Origin of the sequence: Fusicatenibacter sp., from assembly GCF_050872605.1 — a bacterium.
Taxonomy (GTDB): Bacteria; Bacillota; Clostridia; order Lachnospirales; family Lachnospiraceae; genus Fusicatenibacter.
The window spans coordinates 1-17,386 of sequence record NZ_JBNMHD010000052.1; the positions used below are offsets into that span (position 1 = coordinate 1).

The 17,386-nt window shown below is 49.2% G+C and carries 14 protein-coding genes, 2 tRNA genes and 2 pseudogenes; all 18 read left to right on the forward strand.

Annotated elements, in window-relative coordinates; genetic code table 11:
- Nucleotides 1-7 precede the first annotated feature (7 nt).
- Nucleotides 8-80, forward strand: a tRNA-Lys gene (locus ACY2VT_RS12835).
- A 70-nt stretch (nucleotides 81-150) separates the two neighbouring features.
- A tRNA-Leu gene (locus ACY2VT_RS12840) sits at nucleotides 151-232 on the forward strand.
- A 285-nt stretch (nucleotides 233-517) separates the two neighbouring features.
- On the forward strand, nucleotides 518-2,182 hold the full coding sequence (gene rho / locus ACY2VT_RS12845; RefSeq protein ID WP_461880155.1) for a transcription termination factor Rho: 1,665 nt from the start codon (nucleotides 518-520) through the stop codon (nucleotides 2,180-2,182).
- A 131-nt stretch (nucleotides 2,183-2,313) separates the two neighbouring features.
- Nucleotides 2,314-2,514 carry a 50S ribosomal protein L31 gene (rpmE, locus tag ACY2VT_RS12850; RefSeq protein WP_022462139.1) on the forward strand — a complete coding sequence of 67 codons (201 nt, stop codon included), beginning with the start codon at nucleotides 2,314-2,316 and terminating at the stop codon, nucleotides 2,512-2,514.
- Between the two features lie 104 nt (nucleotides 2,515-2,618).
- Nucleotides 2,619-3,602, forward strand: a complete 984-nt coding sequence (locus ACY2VT_RS12855) for a DUF1385 domain-containing protein (RefSeq protein WP_461880156.1) — start codon at nucleotides 2,619-2,621, stop codon at nucleotides 3,600-3,602.
- 3 nt (nucleotides 3,603-3,605) lie between these two features.
- Nucleotides 3,606-4,463, forward strand: a complete 858-nt coding sequence (gene prmC, locus ACY2VT_RS12860; RefSeq protein ID WP_461880157.1) for a peptide chain release factor N(5)-glutamine methyltransferase — start codon at nucleotides 3,606-3,608, stop codon at nucleotides 4,461-4,463.
- A gap of 75 nt (nucleotides 4,464-4,538) precedes the next feature.
- Nucleotides 4,539-5,615, forward strand: a complete 1,077-nt coding sequence (gene prfA, locus ACY2VT_RS12865; protein ID WP_022462136.1) for a peptide chain release factor 1 — start codon at nucleotides 4,539-4,541, stop codon at nucleotides 5,613-5,615.
- 170 nt (nucleotides 5,616-5,785) lie between these two features.
- Nucleotides 5,786-6,706, forward strand: coding sequence for a nucleotidyltransferase family protein (locus ACY2VT_RS12870; RefSeq protein WP_461880158.1), 921 nt, complete (start codon nucleotides 5,786-5,788; stop codon nucleotides 6,704-6,706).
- 59 nt (nucleotides 6,707-6,765) lie between these two features.
- A complete protein-coding gene (gene glmM, locus ACY2VT_RS12875) occupies nucleotides 6,766-8,112 on the forward strand; it encodes a phosphoglucosamine mutase (protein WP_461880159.1) in 1,347 nt (448 codons plus the stop codon).
- Nucleotides 8,109-9,143, forward strand: a complete 1,035-nt coding sequence (locus ACY2VT_RS12880; protein ID WP_461880161.1) for a tetratricopeptide repeat protein — start codon at nucleotides 8,109-8,111, stop codon at nucleotides 9,141-9,143. Before glmM ends, ACY2VT_RS12880 begins: the two co-directional genes overlap by 4 nt.
- Nucleotides 9,144-9,190: 47 nt before the next feature.
- Nucleotides 9,191-10,426: a GTPase HflX gene (gene hflX / locus ACY2VT_RS12885; RefSeq protein ID WP_461880162.1), complete on the forward strand. Its 1,236-nt coding sequence runs from the start codon at nucleotides 9,191-9,193 to the stop codon at nucleotides 10,424-10,426.
- A 247-nt stretch (nucleotides 10,427-10,673) separates the two neighbouring features.
- Entirely contained in the window at nucleotides 10,674-13,085 is a 2,412-nt protein-coding gene (locus ACY2VT_RS12890; RefSeq protein ID WP_461880163.1) for a ribonucleoside triphosphate reductase, read from the forward strand.
- A gap of 198 nt (nucleotides 13,086-13,283) precedes the next feature.
- Complete coding sequence (locus ACY2VT_RS12895) at nucleotides 13,284-14,561, forward strand: O-acetylhomoserine aminocarboxypropyltransferase/cysteine synthase family protein (protein ID WP_022463108.1); 1,278 nt, start codon at nucleotides 13,284-13,286, stop codon at nucleotides 14,559-14,561.
- A 138-nt stretch (nucleotides 14,562-14,699) separates the two neighbouring features.
- Complete coding sequence (locus ACY2VT_RS12900; protein ID WP_461880166.1) at nucleotides 14,700-15,173, forward strand: acyl-CoA thioesterase; 474 nt, start codon at nucleotides 14,700-14,702, stop codon at nucleotides 15,171-15,173.
- A 107-nt stretch (nucleotides 15,174-15,280) separates the two neighbouring features.
- Nucleotides 15,281-15,478: pseudogene (locus tag ACY2VT_RS12905) on the forward strand (HEPN domain-containing protein); the annotation flags it as partial.
- A 237-nt stretch (nucleotides 15,479-15,715) separates the two neighbouring features.
- On the forward strand, nucleotides 15,716-16,180 hold the full coding sequence (locus ACY2VT_RS12910; RefSeq protein WP_461880164.1) for a DUF4869 domain-containing protein: 465 nt from the start codon (nucleotides 15,716-15,718) through the stop codon (nucleotides 16,178-16,180).
- Nucleotides 16,158-17,066 (forward strand): translation initiation factor 2, encoded by a 909-nt coding sequence (locus ACY2VT_RS12915; protein ID WP_461880165.1) that lies wholly within the window; start codon nucleotides 16,158-16,160, stop codon nucleotides 17,064-17,066. The genes ACY2VT_RS12910 and ACY2VT_RS12915 overlap by 23 nt, the downstream gene beginning before the upstream one ends.
- Nucleotides 17,050-17,328: pseudogene (gene tnpA / locus ACY2VT_RS12920) on the forward strand (IS200/IS605 family transposase); the annotation flags it as partial. The gene ACY2VT_RS12915 and the pseudogene tnpA, both read left to right, overlap by 17 nt.
- Nucleotides 17,329-17,386 lie beyond the last annotated feature (58 nt).

Genomic DNA, 17,386 nt, shown 5'->3' on the forward strand with positions numbered 1-17,386 from the left:
AGTATACGGAGCATTAGCTCAGTCGGTAGAGCACTTGACTTTTAATCAAGTTGTCCGGGGTTCGAATCCCCGATGCTTCACTAAATAACCCATAGAAAACGCCCATGGAGGTTTTCTATGGGATTTTTCTTTTTCTCGAAAAAATAATATGCGGTTATGACGGAATTGGCAGACGTGCAGGATTTAGGTTCCTGTGCCTTTCGGCGTGTGGGTTCGAGTCCCACTAACCGCAGAAAAATCGTTACAGTTCACAGGTTCCCTGCGAACTGTAACATTCGCAGCCCTCATTTAAAGTTTTGCTTCGCAAAAGGAGGGCTGCTCACACCTGAATCACTTTCTTACGCAGCGAAACAGCAAGTGTTTCACTGCTGAGTGAACAGTAACGAAAAATCCACAGCAGTAAAATGACAAAAATCAGATTCTAAATAATTGCAGCAAAAATATTCGCGCATCAAATATCTTAAAAACTCCAAACAGAACCGAAAATCAAATAGAGAATAGATAGAGGAAAAATGGTATGACAAGAGAAAAGTATGAGTCATTGCCTTTGAGCACGCTGAAAGCGCTGGCAAAATCCAGAAACATGAAGGGGATTTCCACCCTGCGGAAAGAAGCGCTGATTGAGCGGATGCTGGAAGAAGATCAGAAAGAAAACCAGAAAAACATGGAAGAGCCGGCGGTTCTAAAAGAGGAAAAAAAGACGGAAACTGTACAGGATCAGAATCAGGAACCGCAGGAAAAGCGGGAGGACGGTATGGAGCGCCAGAATCGGGAAACCTCGGAAAACGGCACCGCGCGCCCGTACCAGAGACCGCGGTATGTCCGCCGGGAAGAGCGCAGTGAAAACGGAGAGCGCCAGGAGTACCGTCCAAGAGCGCCGCGTTTCAATGAGCGCAGATTTCAGGAACCACGGAATTATAATCAGAATAACCGTGAGGAAGAGCAAAGACAGGAGCCGCGTCAGGAAGCAGGGCAGGAAATGAGACAGGAGCCGCTGCGTCAGGAAGCAAGACCGGAGACGAGACAGGAACCGCGTCAGGAAACCAGCATGCTCGACAGCGGCCAGGAGGCCTGCGGCATCCTCGAGGTCATGCCGGACGGATTTGGATTTATCCGCTCTGACAACTATATGCCGGGCGACAGCGATGTGTACGTTTCCCCGTCCCAGATCCGCCGTTTCGGACTGAAAACGGGAGATATCATCCGCGGAAACACGAGAGTAAAGTCCGCAACCGAAAAATTCAGCGCCCTTTTATACTTAAAGAGCGTCAACAATCTGCCGCTCGACCAGATCATGCGCCGCGGCAATTTCGAAGATATGACGCCGGTATTTCCGGATGAGAGGCTGCGCCTCGAGCGCCCGGGCGGAAGCATGGCGATGCGGATTGTGGATCTTGTAAGCCCGATTGGAAAAGGCCAGCGAGGCATGATCGTTTCCCCGCCGAAAGCCGGAAAAACGACGCTTTTGAAGGATGCGGCAAAATCCATCCTGCAGAACAACCCGGAGATGTATCTGATCATCCTTCTGATCGACGAGCGTCCGGAGGAGGTCACCGACATCAAAGAAGCGATTCAGGGCTCCAATGTGGAGGTTATTTATTCCACGTTTGATGAGCAGCCGGAGCACCACAAACGCGTGTCCGAGATGGTTATTGAACGCGCGAAACGCCTTGTGGAGAGCAAAAAAGATGTTACGATCTTCATCGACAGCATCACGCGTCTCGCCAGAGCCTACAACCTGACTGTTCCGCCGAGCGGCCGTACACTTTCCGGCGGTCTCGATCCGGCGGCACTTTACATGCCGAAACGGTTCTTCGGCGCAGCCAGAAACATGCGCGAGGGCGGAAGCCTGACAATTCTTGCCACGGCGCTTGTGGATACCGGAAGCAAGATGGACGATGTCGTTTACGAGGAGTTCAAAGGCACCGGAAACATGGAGCTTGTGCTCGACCGGAAACTGCAGGAACGCCGTGTCTTCCCGGCCATCGACATAGCAAAATCGGGAACAAGAAGAGAAGATCTGCTTCTGACACCGGATGAGCAGGAGGCCGTTTACAATATGCGGAAAGCATTAAACGGCATGAAATCCGAGGAAGCCGTGGAAAATATTCTGAACATGTTTGCCCGGACCAGAAACAACGGCGAACTGATTCAAATTTTAAAGAAACAAAAAATAGTATAAGGCTTGCAATTTTCAAAATTGTGTGATACAATGAGAAAGCTGTGCAAGGTTGATGAGATTTTGTCAGCCTGAAATACGAAATCATCAGAGTAAATCTGAGAAGATAACAATATTAAGAAGAGGTGAATAAAATGAGAGAAGGAATCCATCCAGAATACCATCAGGCAACTGTTACCTGCAACTGCGGAAATACTTTCGTAACAGGTTCTACTAAGAAAGAGATCCACGTTGAGATCTGTTCTAAATGCCATCCGTTCTACACTGGCCAGCAGAAAGCTGCTGCAGCTCGTGGACGTATCGAGAAGTTCAACAAGAAATACGGCATGAAATAAGAATTGAATCAAGCAAGATGAAAAACGGGCTGAGGTTGGAAGATCTCAGCCCGTTCTTGCGTTACGAATGCAGAAAATCCCCTTTGAGGAGGTAAACGTAAATTATGAAATCATCCAATATTGGCGGCCAGGCCGTGATGGAAGGCGTCATGATGATGAACAAAGACCGCTATTCCGTCGCCGTACGCCGTCCGGACGGGGAGATTGAGATCAAGGTAGAACAGCATAAGCCGCTGACAAAGCACAAGGGGCTTTTAAAAGTTCCGATTCTGCGCGGTGTCTTCAGCTTTGCCGATTCGATGATCGTCGGCATGAGTTCCCTTATGTACTCCGCTTCGTTCTATGAGGACGAGGAAGAGGAAAAGAAAAAGCCGGCGACGAAAGAGGAAGAGGAGCAGCAGAAAGCGAAAAAAGAAAAGACAGACAAGCTGATGATGTACGGAACCGTCACATTTTCCGTTGTCATCGCCGTCGTTCTCTTTCTGATGGTGCCGTACTTCCTGTCCGAACTGCTGCACAAAGCGGGAGCCGGAACGACACTGACCGCGGTGGCAGAGGCCTTTGTGCGTGTGGCACTGTTCCTCGGCTATCTGGCAGCCATTTCCCGTATGGAAGACATTCAGCGCGTGTTCATGTACCACGGCGCCGAGCATAAATGCATCAACTGCGTCGAGCACGGTCTGGAACTGAACGTGGAAAACGTCTTAAAGAGTTCCCGGGAGCACAAGCGCTGCGGAACGAGCTTTCTGATGTACGTCATCGTCATCAGCATCATCTTTTTCATGTTCATCAGGGTCGATTCCCCGCTGCTGAAAATTGTGATCCGTCTGCTGCTCATCCCGGTGATCGCGGGCGTTTCGTATGAAATCATCCGCCTGGCGGGAAAAAGTGACAATAAACTGGTCAACCTGATCAGCAAACCGGGCCTGATGCTGCAGCATCTGACAACGCGCGAGCCGGATGCCGAGATGGCTGAGGTTGCGATTGCCGCTGTGGAGGCTGTGTTTGACTGGAGAGCGTATCTGAACGAAAACTTTGGTTATACGTATCCGGCCAAAACCGAAAAGAAAGAACATGAGGAGTCGTGACCGATGAGTGTGCACGATAGAAAAAACTTGAAATCTGCACTGGAATCCGCTATTCTGTACTTACAAAAGCAGGGGGTGGAGGAAGCCCGGCAGGACGCATGGCTTTTACTGGAGCATGTCTGCGGGATCAGCCACAGCACCTACTTTGTACACAGTGAAGATGAAATGCCAGAAGAACAGCAGGAGCAGTACGAAGCGCTGGTCAGAAAGCGCGGCGAACACATTCCGCTGCAGCAGCTGACCGGAGAGGCATGGTTCTACGGAATCCCGTTTTTTGTGAATGAGCATGTACTGATTCCGCGGCAGGACACCGAGATTCTTGTGGAGGAAGCGCTCCGCGGCCTTCCAAAAGATGCACGGATTCTCGATCTCTGCACCGGTTCGGGATGCATCCTCACATCGCTTCTTGTGACGAGAGAGGACTGCACGGGAATCGGCGCGGATCTCTCCGAGAAAGCCTTACAGGTTGCGGAAAAGAACGGCGCACAGGCGGGCGGACGGGCATCGTTCGTAAAGAGCAACTTATTTGAAAACATCGAGGAAACCTTCGATGTGATCGCAAGCAATCCGCCGTATATCCGCACGGATGTGATTGAAACCCTGATGCCGGAGGTGCGCGACCATGAGCCGCGGATGGCACTCGACGGCAGCGCGGACGGTCTTGTCTTTTACCGGAAGATCACAGAGCAGGCGGGAAGCTATTTAAAAGAGGGCGGAAAGCTCTGCTTTGAAATTGGATACGACCAGGGAGATGAAGTGCGGGATCTGATGGAGCACCACGGTTTTGCCGATGTACAGGTTCTGAAGGATCTGGCAGGCCTGGACCGCGTGGTGACAGGTATCTGGCACAAAGAACCCTGACAGAAATGGATGTTGATTTTGGCACCATAATGACATCATAAACAGACGAAAACAGCAAAAAGGAGCAGTCATTTTATGTTTGATAAACTTGATGATATCCTCATGCGTCTCGAGGAGGTCCTGAATCAGTTAAGCGAACCGGACGTCGCTGCCGATGCGGCGAAGTTCCAGAAGCTGATGAAGGAGCAGGCAGAACTCCAGCCGATCGCGGACGCATATAAGGACTATAAAACACAGAAACAGACCATCGAAGAGAGCCTGATGCTTCTCGAGGAGGAATCCGACGAAGAGATGCGTGAAATGCTGAAAGAAGAGCTCTCCGATGCGAAAAAACGCGTAGAAGAGCTGGAGCAGGAACTCAAAGTTCTGCTTCTGCCAAAGGATCCGAACGATGATAAGAATGTTATCGTAGAGTTCCGGGCCGGTGCCGGCGGTGATGAAGCGGCACTTTTTACCGCGGAAATTTGCCGCATGTATATCAAATATGCGGAGAGCCGTGGCTGGAAAACAGAGCTTACGAGTGCAGATGAAAACGGAATCGGCGGATTTAAAGATGCAACACTTCTGATCAACGGAGCCGGCGCATATTCCAGAATGAAGTACGAAAGCGGCACACACCGTGTACAGCGAGTGCCGGAAACCGAGTCCGGCGGAAGAATCCACACATCGACCATGACCGTGGCAATCATGCCGGAGGTGGACGATGTTGAAGTACAGATCGACCCGAAGGACTACAAATTCGATGTATTCCGTGCTTCCGGAAACGGTGGTCAGTGTGTCAACACGACGGACTCTGCCGTACGTCTGACTCACTTCCCAAGCGGAATCGTAATTTCCTGCCAGGACGAGAAATCACAGTTAAAAAACAAAGACAAGGCACTGAAAATTCTGCGTGCCCGTCTGTACGACTTAGAGCAGCAGAAACAGCACGATGAGATGGCAGAGCTTCGAAAGAGCCAGGTCGGAACGGGTGACCGATCCGAGAAGATCCGTACGTACAACTTCCCACAGGGCCGTGTGACGGATCATAGAATCAAACTGACATTGTACAAACTGGACGCCATCATGAACGGAGATCTGGATGAAATCATCGACAGCCTTATTGCCGCTGATCAGGCTGCAAAGCTGAGCAGTATGCAGGAAGAAGCATAACAATGCTACAAAATCAAAATGGGTTCATTGGATCATTTTTGATATGCTGCGTAGCAGAATGCATTTGAAAAAGCATAGGGGAAGAGAAAAAATAATGTACGCTCAGAAGCTTTCAAAAGCAAGTGCAAAAAGATTCTGAGCGTACAGAACTGGGAAAAAGGGGACATGGCATGAAGAAAACAGCACTTGTAATCATGGCTGCCGGAATCGGCAGCAGATTTGGAAAGGGAATCAAACAGCTTGAGCCGGTAGGACCAAACGGGGAAATTATCATGGACTATTCGATCCATGATGCACTGGAAGCCGGTTTTAATAAAGTGGTTTTCATCATCCGGAAAGATCTGGAGAAGGATTTTAAGGAGGTCATTGGAGATCGCATCAGCAAAATTACAGAGGTTGCATATGCATTCCAGGAGCTTGACGATCTGCCGGCCGGCTTTACAAAACCGGAAGGCCGCACCAAACCGTGGGGAACCGGTCAGGCTGTTCTTGCCTGCAAAGGCCTTATAAAAGAGCCGTTTGCCGTTATCAATGCGGATGATTATTATGGAAAAGATCCATTTGTAAAACAGCATGACTACCTTGTACAGGAGCATGACGGGAACGATGCTATGCCGATTTCTATGGCAGGCTTCGTTCTTGGAAATACGTTAAGCGATCATGGCGGAGTTACCAGAGGTGTCTGTGTCGTAGACGAGAACGGAAATCTGAGCGGTGTCAATGAGACGAAAAATATCGTAAAGACCGCAGAGGGGGCAGGCGTAGCAAAAGAGGACGGAACGATTGTTCCGATCGACAAAAATTCCCTTGTCTCTATGAATATGTGGGGACTGCAGCCGGAGTTTATCGACCTTCTGGAGGAAGGCTTTGTTGAGTTCCTCTCTGCGCAGAAAGAAGGAGACACAAAGAGCGAGTATCTTCTTCCGATCTACATCGATGAGCTGCTGCGTGCAGGAAAAGCAGAAGTAAAGGTTCTTCCAACCGATGCCAGGTGGTTTGGTGTAACGTATCAGGAGGATAAAGCTTCTGTAACAGAAGCATTCCGCAAGTTGATTGCGGACGGAGTGTACAGCGAGAAACTGTATGATTAAGCAGCAGCGATGCAAAGGTTTTTGACCCAAACGGGGCGGAAAGAGAAAGGAGCATTACAATGGGTAAATATTTTGGAACAGATGGTTTTCGCGGAGAAGCAAACATTGATCTGACAGTTGAGCATGCATATAAAGTGGGAAGATTCCTCGGATGGTATTTCGGAAAAGACCATAAGGCACAGATCGTCATTGGAAAAGACACCAGACGATCCAGCTACATGTTCGAATATTCGCTGGTAGCAGGACTGACCGCATCGGGAGCAGACGCTTATCTGCTGCACGTAACGACCACCCCGAGCGTTTCCTATGTTGTCCGTACCGAAAACTTTGACTGCGGAATTATGATTTCCGCCAGCCACAACCCATTCTATGACAACGGAATTAAGGTGATCAACGGACTCGGCCAGAAACTGGAAGCCGATATCGAGGCACAGATTGAAGCTTATATCGATGACGAAACACCGAAGATCCCGTTCGCAACGAGAGAAGACATCGGACGAACCGTAGATTTCGCAGCCGGAAGAAACCGCTACATCGGCCACCTGATTTCGATTCCGACAAAATCCTTCAAAAACATGAGAGTCGGACTCGACTGCTCCAACGGAAGTGCCTCTTCCGTAGCCAAGAGCGTGTTTGATGCCATCGGCGCCAAGACATATGTGATCCACAACGAGCCGGACGGAACAAACATCAACCGCGGCTGTGGTTCCACCCACATCGAAGAGCTTCAGAAATACGTAAGAGAGAAACACCTCGATGTCGGATTTGCCTACGATGGAGACGCAGACCGCTGCATCGCTGTCGATGAGCTGGGAAATGTGGTAGACGGAGACCTGATCATGTACGTCTGCGGCAAATACTTAAAAGAAAAAGGCCAGTTAAACGGAGATACGATCGTGACCACGATCATGTCAAACCTCGGTCTTTACAAAGCGTGTGACCGCGCCGGTATCCGGTATGAGAAGACGGCAGTCGGTGACAAATACGTGTGTGAGAACATGATGGCAAACGGCTATTCTCTCGGCGGAGAGCAGTCCGGCCATATCATTTTCAGCAAGCATGCGACAACCGGTGACGGAATCCTGACCTCTCTGATGGTGATGGAAGTGCTGATGGATAAGAAACTGCCACTCAGCACCCTGACAGCCGAGGTAGTGATTTACCCGCAGCTCTTAAAGAATGTCCGCGTGGCAAACAAAGCAGCTGCAAAGGCCAACCCGGCAGTACAGAAAGCAGTAGAAGACGTAGCAGAGGCCCTGGGCGATGACGGACGCATCCTCGTAAGAGAGAGCGGCACCGAGCCGGTGATCCGTGTCATGGTAGAAGCGCCGGACGACGCAACGTGTGCAAAATACGTAGACCAGGTCGTTTCTGTAATGCATAAAGAAGGACTTGTAACAGAATGAAAAAAAGACTGGTAATCTTTTTTCTGGCGGCGGCCATGGTGCTTTGCGGCTGTGAAAATAAAAATTCAAAGCTTTATAAAAAGGGCATCGAGGCGCTGGAGCAGAAGGACTACGTAACGTCGATTGCGATGCTGGAGGGAGCCGTAAAAGCAGGCGACCGTCTGGCGGAGAGCTACCGGTCGCTCGGCATCGCTTATCTGAAAAGCCAGGAGTATGACAAGGCAAAAGAAGCCTTCAAGAGCAGCCTTTCGAGTATGAAGCACAAAGATGCGGAATTTTCCCGCGATGTGATGTATTACGAGGCAGAGACATGCGTGCAGGCGGGAGATCTTGACGGCGCAATTGAAATCTGCACAAATATTCAGGAGGAGAAGGCGGATGCGGATGCACTGTTCCTGCGGGGACGCGCGTACTTCCAGCAGAAGAACTACGAGCAGGCGAAGGTGGACTTTGATGCGGCAGTAGAAATTGAGAAGAGTTATCCGCTCTGCCTGGACATCTACGAACTGTATCAGGAAAGCAGTATGAAAGCGGATGGAGACCGTTACCTGGAAGCGGCGGCGAAGATTGAGCCGAAAACAACCGAGGATTATTATAATGCCGGCTGTGTATATTACTATCTGGAGGAACAGGACGAGGCAGTCAAAGCGTTTTCAAAGGCAATGAAGGATGGAAACAGTGATGCAATGGAAATGCTCGGAGAGGCTTATCTCTCTGCCGGTCAGAACGATGAGGCGAAAGCACTGTTTTCTACCTATCTTTCCGAGGAGGGCTTTTCGGCAGCAGCCAACAACGGACTGGCGCTCTGTGCTTTGGCAGAGAATGATACAGACGTAGCACTCACCTATATTGACGAAGGACTCAAAACAGCAGAAGAATCCGATCGGGAAAATCTGCTGTTCAACCAGATTGTGGTATATGAAAAACGGGCGGATTTTGATACGGCAAAGTCGCTGATGTCGGATTTTCTGGCAGCCTATCCGGAAAACACCTCAGCGCAGCGGGAAAATACGTTTCTCCAAAACCGATAATAGGACAGCTGCGAACGATAAGCCGATAACAGACGGAGGAAGTTGGATTGTTTGATTTAAGAGAAGAACAGGAGCGCGTGATTCTGGTCGGCGTACAGGAAAACGGCGGCGCAAACGCAGAAGAATCGCTCGACGAGCTGGCGGAACTGGCCAGCACCGCCGGTGCGAAGGTGGAGGGCCGTCTGGTGCAGATGCGGGAGGCCATTCATCCAGGAACGTACATCGGAAAAGGAAAATTAGAGGAATTGAAAATTCTGGTGCGCGCCTGCGATGCGACGGGCATCATCTGCGACGATGAGCTCTCCTCGATCCAGTTAAAAGGACTGGAGGAAGCACTGGAATGCAAGATCATGGACCGTACGCTTCTGATCCTGGATATCTTTGCGGCGCGCGCCGTGAGCAGCGAGGGTAAAATCCAGGTTGAGCTGGCTCAGTTAAAGTACCGTGCGTCCCGACTTTCCGGCCTTGGCGCATCGCTTTCCCGTCTCGGCGGCGGAATCGGTACGAGAGGACCGGGAGAGAAAAAGCTGGAGACGGACCGCCGTCTCATCCGTGCCCGCATTACGCAGTTAAAACGCGAGCTCGAGGAGGTGCGCCAGCACAGAGAGCTGCTTCGCGAGGGCAGAAAACGCTCGCGCATCCCGGTGGCAGCGCTCGTCGGCTATACCTCAGCAGGAAAGAGCAGCCTTTTAAATGCACTGACAGGATCCGATATTCTGGCGGATGCGATGCTGTTCTCGACGCTGGATACGACGACGCGGTCACTGACCCTTCCGGATGGACAGGAAATTCTGCTGACCGATACGGTTGGATTTATCAATAAGCTGCCACATCATCTGATCGATGCATTCCGCAGTACGCTGGAGGAAGCACGGTACGCCGACTACATTCTCCACGTCGTGGATACGTCGAATCCACAGATGGAACTGCAGATGCAGGTGGTTTACGATACGCTGCGGGAACTGAAAGTTGAGGATAAAAAGATTGTCACGCTGCTGAATAAACAGGATAAGCTTCTCGATCCGGTCATCGTAAAGGATTTCCGGGCAGATGCGAGCCTTGCGGTTTCGGCAAAGACGGGACAGGGACTTGAGGACCTCAAAAATTTGCTCTCTTCCTGGATGATGGAAGGCAAAATTTATATCGAGCGGCTTTATCCGTACGACAAGGCGGGAACAATTTCACTGATCCGCAGCTACGGAATTCTGCTCGAAGAAGAATATCTGCCGGAGGGCATCCGCGTAAAAGCCTATGTACCGAAGGATATCTATCCGAGGGTATAGGAGGTATGGCAAGCGGGCTTAGAAACGGCAGTACATCCCTTTGAGCGCCGTACAGCGCCGAAAAATGGAAGTGGAAGAATACAAGTGAAAGTACCATATCTAGTAATGTTAAAAAATCAGACACTAGATATGGTACTTTTTACTATTGACGGGAGAAACAGGCTCTGCTATCATATGGTTCAGGCACTGCAAAGAGCGGAAGAGAACAAGCCTTGCAGAAACGGTTGAATTAACAGGAGGGATTCGGATGTTTCAGGTAGAAAAACGAGACGGAACGATTGCAGAGTTCCAGATGAAAAAGATTACCGATGCGATTGGAAAAGCATTCGGCGCAAAAGATATGCAGTTCAGCGATGACATGCTTCAGATGCTGGCACTGCGCGTAACAGCAGATTTTCAGTCAAAAATCAAAGACGGAAAAATTTCAGTGGAGGCGATTCAGGACAGCGTGGAGAACGTGCTGATCCAGTGCGGCTACGCAGAAGTGGCAAAGGCTTATATTCTGTACCGCAAGCAGAGAGAAAAAATCCGCAACATGAAATCGACGATCGTAGACTACAAAGAGATTGTGGACAGCTACGTAAAAGTAGAGGACTGGCGTGTCAAAGAAAACTCGACCGTAACGTATTCCGTCGGCGGTCTGATCTTAAGCAACTCCGGCGCGATCACAGCCAACTACTGGTTATCAGAGATTTATGATGACGAGATCGCAGAGGCACACCGCAACGCGGATATCCATATCCACGACCTGTCGATGCTGACCGGCTACTGTGCAGGATGGTCCTTAAAGCAGCTCATCAAAGAGGGACTTGGCGGCATCAACGGAAAGATTACTTCCTCCCCGGCAAGACATCTTTCGGTTCTGTGCAACCAGATGGTCAACTTCCTCGGCATTATGCAGAACGAGTGGGCAGGCGCGCAGGCATTTTCTTCGTTTGATACGTATCTGGCACCGTTCGTCAAAGTGGATAACTTAAGCTACGGCGAAGTGAAAAAGTGCATCGAGGCATTTATTTACGGCGTCAACACCCCGAGCCGCTGGGGAAGCCAGGCACCGTTCTCCAACATTACGCTCGACTGGACTGTACCGGATGACCTCGCAGAGCTTCCGGCGATTGTCGGCGGCAAGGAGATGGACTTCAAGTACAAAGACTGTAAAAAAGAGATGGATATGGTCAACAAAGCCTTTATCGAGACGATGATCGAGGGAGATGCCAACGGACGAGGCTTCCAGTACCCGATCCCGACGTACTCCATCACATCTGATTTTGACTGGTCCGACAACGAGAACAACCGTCTGCTGTTCGAAATGACTGCAAAATACGGTACCCCGTACTTCTCCAACTACATCAACAGCGATATGAAACCAAGCGACGTGCGCTCCATGTGCTGCCGTCTCCGCCTGGATCTGCGTGAGCTTCGAAAGAAAACCGGCGGATTCTTCGGTTCCGGCGAGAGCACCGGATCGGTCGGCGTTGTCACCATCAATATGCCGCGTATCGCATATCAGTCCAAAGATGAGAAAGAGTTCTACCGCCGTCTCGATCATATGATGGATATCGCTGCACGTTCGTTAAAGACGAAACGTGAGGTCATTACCCGACTCCTGGACGAGGGACTGTACCCATACACGAAACGGTACCTGGGAACGTTTGAAAACCACTTCTCAACCATCGGTCTGATCGGTATGAATGAGGCAGGTTTAAATGCCGCATGGCTCGGAAAGGGTCTGGAGGATCCGAAGACACAGCAGTTTACGAAAGAGGTTCTGAACCATATGAGAGAACGCCTCTCCGATTATCAGGAGGAGTACGGCGATCTGTACAACCTTGAGGCAACTCCGGCGGAGTCTACCGCATACCGTCTGGCAAAACACGACCGTGCAAAATGGCCGGATATCAAGACCGCAGGCCACGAGGGAGATACCCCGTATTACACCAACAGCTCCCATCTGCCGGTGGACTATACCGAGGATATTTTCTCGGCGCTTGACATTCAGGACGATCTGCAGACCCTGTATACATCAGGAACGGTATTCCATGCGTTCCTCGGCGAAAAGCTGCCGGACTGGAAAGCAGCAGCTTCCCTCGTGCGGAAGATTGCAGAGAACTACAAGCTGCCGTACTACACGCTGTCCCCGACCTATTCTGTCTGTGCGAACGACGGCTATCTCGCCGGCGAGCACTTTACCTGCCCGATCTGCGGAAAAGAGGCAGAGGTTTACAGCCGTATCACGGGATATTACCGTCCGGTCAAGAACTGGAACGACGGAAAACGCCAGGAGTACAAGAACAGAACTGTTTACGATATCATCCACTCCAAATCTCTGGAGCAGAAGATGAAATCGTACGGCGCTGCAGAAAAACTGGCAGAGCAGGCCGCCGGAAAAGAAGAGCCGAAAGCCGTTACAGCAGCAGATAAAATCGAGGAAGACGGCATGTACCTGTTCACGACAAGCACCTGCCCGAACTGCAAAATGGCAAAAGAAATGCTTGCCGAGGAGCAGTATGAAGTGATCGACGCAGAGCGCCACCCGGATCTTGCCGCACAGTACGGCATTATGCAGGCACCGACCCTTCTCGTTGTCGAGGACGGCCAGGCGCAGAAGATTGTGAATGCTTCCAATATTCAGAAATATGTGGATGAATATCTCTCCTAAATCTGTGCGCATATAGTTGCAGGAAAGAACAAACAGAGGTATAATAGGGAAAAGCGATACCCTCGCCCGGGCATCCCGGGCGGGGGTATTCTGTTTCACGAATAATAGGTCAAGGTTCGTGATCACACGAAATTCTGACAAATGCCGTGATAACGGATTATGGGATGCCCGTTACCGGTGAAAGAAAGGAGAAAATATATGGGATACAGCCAGGACACAATCTGTGTACAGGGAGGATGGCAGCCGAAAAACGGTGAGCCGCGTGTGCTTCCGATTTACCAGAGCACAACATTCAAATATGCAACCAGCGAGGAAATGGGAAAACTGTTCGATCTGGAGGAGGAGGGATATTTCTATTCCCGTCTGCAGAACCCGACGAACGACGTCGTAGCACAGAAAATCTGCGATCTGGAGGGCGGCGTGGCAGCCATGCTCACATCCTCCGGCCAGGCGGCAACGATGCTTGCCGTTACCAACATCTGTGAGGCAGGCGACCACGTTGTCTGCGCGGCAAAGGTTTACGGAGGAACCTCCAATCTGCTCGCCGTTACTTTAAAACGATTCGGTATCGAGACCACGCTCGTAGACCAGGATGCGCCGGCAGAGGAGCTGGAAAAAGCATTCCAGCCGAACACAAAGGCTGTCTTTGCCGAGACGATTTCCAACCCGGCAGGTGTTGTGCTGGATATCGACAAGTTCGTCAAACTTGCACATGAGCACGGCGTTCCGATGATCTGCGACAACACCTTTGCAACCCCGATCAACTGCCGTCCGTTCGAGTTCGGTGTAGATATTGTCACCCATTCCACCACAAAATACATGGACGGCCATGCAATGGCGCTCGGCGGAGCGATTGTTGATTCCGGAAACTTTGACTGGGATGCGCATGCAGACAAATTCCCGGGTCTTACCACACCGGATGAATCGTACCACGGTGTTATTTATACCCAGAAATTCGGCAAAAAAGCATATATCACCAAAGCAACCGCACAGCTGATGCGCGATATGGGAGCATGCCAGTCCCCGCAGAATGCATTCCTGACGAATGTCGGCCTGGAGACCCTGCACCTGCGCGTGGAGCGCCACTGCAGAAATGCCGAGAAAGTGGCAGAGTTCCTGAAAAACCATCCGAAGGTAGCATGGGTTGAGTATGCAGGCCTTGCGGACAGCAAATACCATGCACTGGCGGAAAAATACATGCCGAACGGAACCTGCGGCGTTCTCTGCTTCGGACCAAAGGGCGGAAGAGACGGCGCAATGCGCTTCACGAACGGTCTGAAAATGGTAGCAATCGTAACACACGTTGCCGATGCAAGAAGCTGCGTTCTGCACCCGGCAAGCCATACCCACCGCCAGCTGAACGATCAGCAGCTCATCGAAGCCGGTGTTCTGCCGGATCTGATCCGTCTGTCGGTCGGTATCGAGGATGTCAACGACATCATCGCAGACCTTGACCAGGCGCTTGCAAATGTGTGAACACTCTGAAAATCAATAAACAAGGGTAAATATACCGAAAAACGGCGTTTACAGAATGCGGAAATGTTTTTTTTCGCGTACCGGAAGAGTGTTGAGAAAAGCAGAGTGTAAGAAGGAGAAAAAGAAAACATGGAAGAAATGGCAAAAAAACGCGTAAAAGATTCTGAGACAGAGCAGTCGTATCTTCTGATGCACCGCCATATCAACGGCTACGGCCGTCTGTTCGGCGGCCAGCTGGTCGCCTGGATTGATGAACTCGCCGGTCTGGTGGGACGCCGCCACAGCGGACGCGAAATCACCACTGCGTGCATCGACAATCTGAACTTCAAGCATCCCGCTTTGCTGAACGATACCGTTGTGCTGGTCGGAAGAGTCACGTACGTCGGACGCACCTCGATGGAGGTGCGCGTCGACACGTACGTGGAAGAACTCGCGACCGGCATGCGCAAAATGATCAACCGCGCCTACGTGGTGATGGTGGCGATCGACGAGAAAGGCCACGCAGTTCCAGTTCCGGGACTCATTTTAGAGTCCCCGGAGCAGGAGGCTGAGTGGGAAGGCGGAAAACGCCGGTATGAACTGAGAAAAGAGCGTCACAGAGAGGGCTTCTGAAAAGAGGCCCTTTTTCTATAGCAATCCCCAAAATAATGCAAAAATTCATTTCAGAAAATCCCATCTTGTAAAATCTCTTTGTCAAAGCCTTTCCAAGAGAAAATCAGGAAAAATCAATCAAGTTTGGAAAAGAAACGATAGCAAAGCTGTTTTTGCGAAGAAATCAGATTGCACATCAGAATGACAGAAGTCATGCTTCGGCAGAACAAACGGATATTTCAAAGGATTTTGTGGAAGATTATATTGCCAAAATAGAAGCTATTGTGGGCGCTGTACAAGAAATTGCAGAAGAAATAGATATATAACAGAACCAGGCAGTTCTGCCGGACTCATGCAGAAGCAACGAGCGAGGCGGAGCTGCCTGTTTTAAATTTTTTTGAACAGCAAATTTATTTTGATATGTCAGAGCCTAAAAACAAGAAGCAGAAGAATAAATGTAGTTGTAGATAATCAAATTAACAGATATAATAAGTAAAAGAAACAGCTCGTAAGTTTCTTTGAAAAATGTAAAGGATAAAAAGACAGTGAGGTTGTGAGAAAATATGTTAAAAATATGGTATGATGCGAATATTGACTATATGAAAGACGCTCCTTCCTATTTTGACAATGTGTATGAAGACGGATGGATAGAAGATGCCTTTGTGAAAGAAATGATTCAGGATGTAGATCATTGTACCGTTGTCAGTTCACATGTGATTGAAAGCCCGATTTTTGGCGCTATTACACCGAGGGAATTATCGGGAGGGGTTAAAGTCCTGATTCTTATGCTGAAGGATGATTCCTTTATTTACAATATGTCCAACTGCGGCGATAACTGTGCAAAGTGGATTTTAAAAATTGCAGAAAAAAAAGATCTGACCGTGTATCTGCAGCATATCATGCAGTTTGAAGGAACATTTACCATTGAGATCATGAACACGGAAAAAATTGTCCACAATCCACAGGAATATGTTGAGGGACTGCTGGAAGCGGAGGAAATGGAAGATGAGAGGAAGCTACTGGTTTAAGGCAAAAAGCAAAAAAGTGCTGTTCGAATTTTCCATACAGAGAAACATCACCGTCATAAAAGGTGACAGTGCAACAGGAAAAACGACATTACTGCACATTTTGTATGAATATTTGAGAATGGGCAGACAGTCGGGCTATTCGGTTTCAACAAATGCGGAATATTATGTATATCTTCGTGATGAAGTGGGGCGTGACTGGAAAGATGCATTATATCATCTGAAAAATACGATTATTTTTATTGAGGAAAATAATGAATTTGTATTCACTAAGGAGTTTGCGGCCTTTGTAAAAGAATCTGGAAACTATTTTGTACTGGTAACGCGCGCACCACTGAAAATGCTGCCGTATAGTATACATGAAATATATGAGATTATTACGGATGGAAAACGGACAGATGTAAAGGAATCGTATCATGAATTCAGGGAGATCTACAGCAATTACCCTGTTTTGGAAAATAATAAAATTCAAAATGTGGTTACAGAAGACAGCAATTCAGGATATCAGTTCTGGCGTCATGTATTTAAAGACAGCCGAATGATCAGCTCGAACGGAAATGGAAATCTGATCAAACAGGTAAAAGAACTGAAAACAGGAGATACGCTGGTAATTGCAGATGGAGCAGCGTTCGGTTCGCTGATGGAAAGCTGCCTCAATGCATTTCGGGTTCAGAGCAGCCGCAGAATTTCACTGTGGCTTCCAGAATCATTTGAATATCTGATTTTGAAATCTAATATTTTAAAATCAGAGAAATTGATGGAGATTATGGAGAATATACCGGAATATGTAGACTGTGAAAAATATGAAAGCTGGGAGAACTTTTTTACAGAGCTTTTAGTCACAATGACTGCTGACGGGGTGGAAAAAAGGTCTTGCACAGGAATATAAACTTCAAATTCTGACTATGGAGGTTATGCCGGACCATGTTCATCTGCTTGTAGACTGCAGACCACAGTTTTATATTTCAGATATGATCAAAATCATGAAGGGGAATTTTGCGCGTCAGATGTTTCTTTCCCATCCAGAATTAAAGAAAGAGCTGTGGGGAGGACATTTGTGGAATCCGTCTTATTGTGCAGTAACGGTCAGTGACCGAAGCCGTGAACAGGTACTTGCTTACATAGAAGGTCAGAAGGAAAAATCCAGTTAAAACCAGAAAGGGGAAGAACGATGAAAATCATATCCAGTTATGGTGTAGAATTACGAAA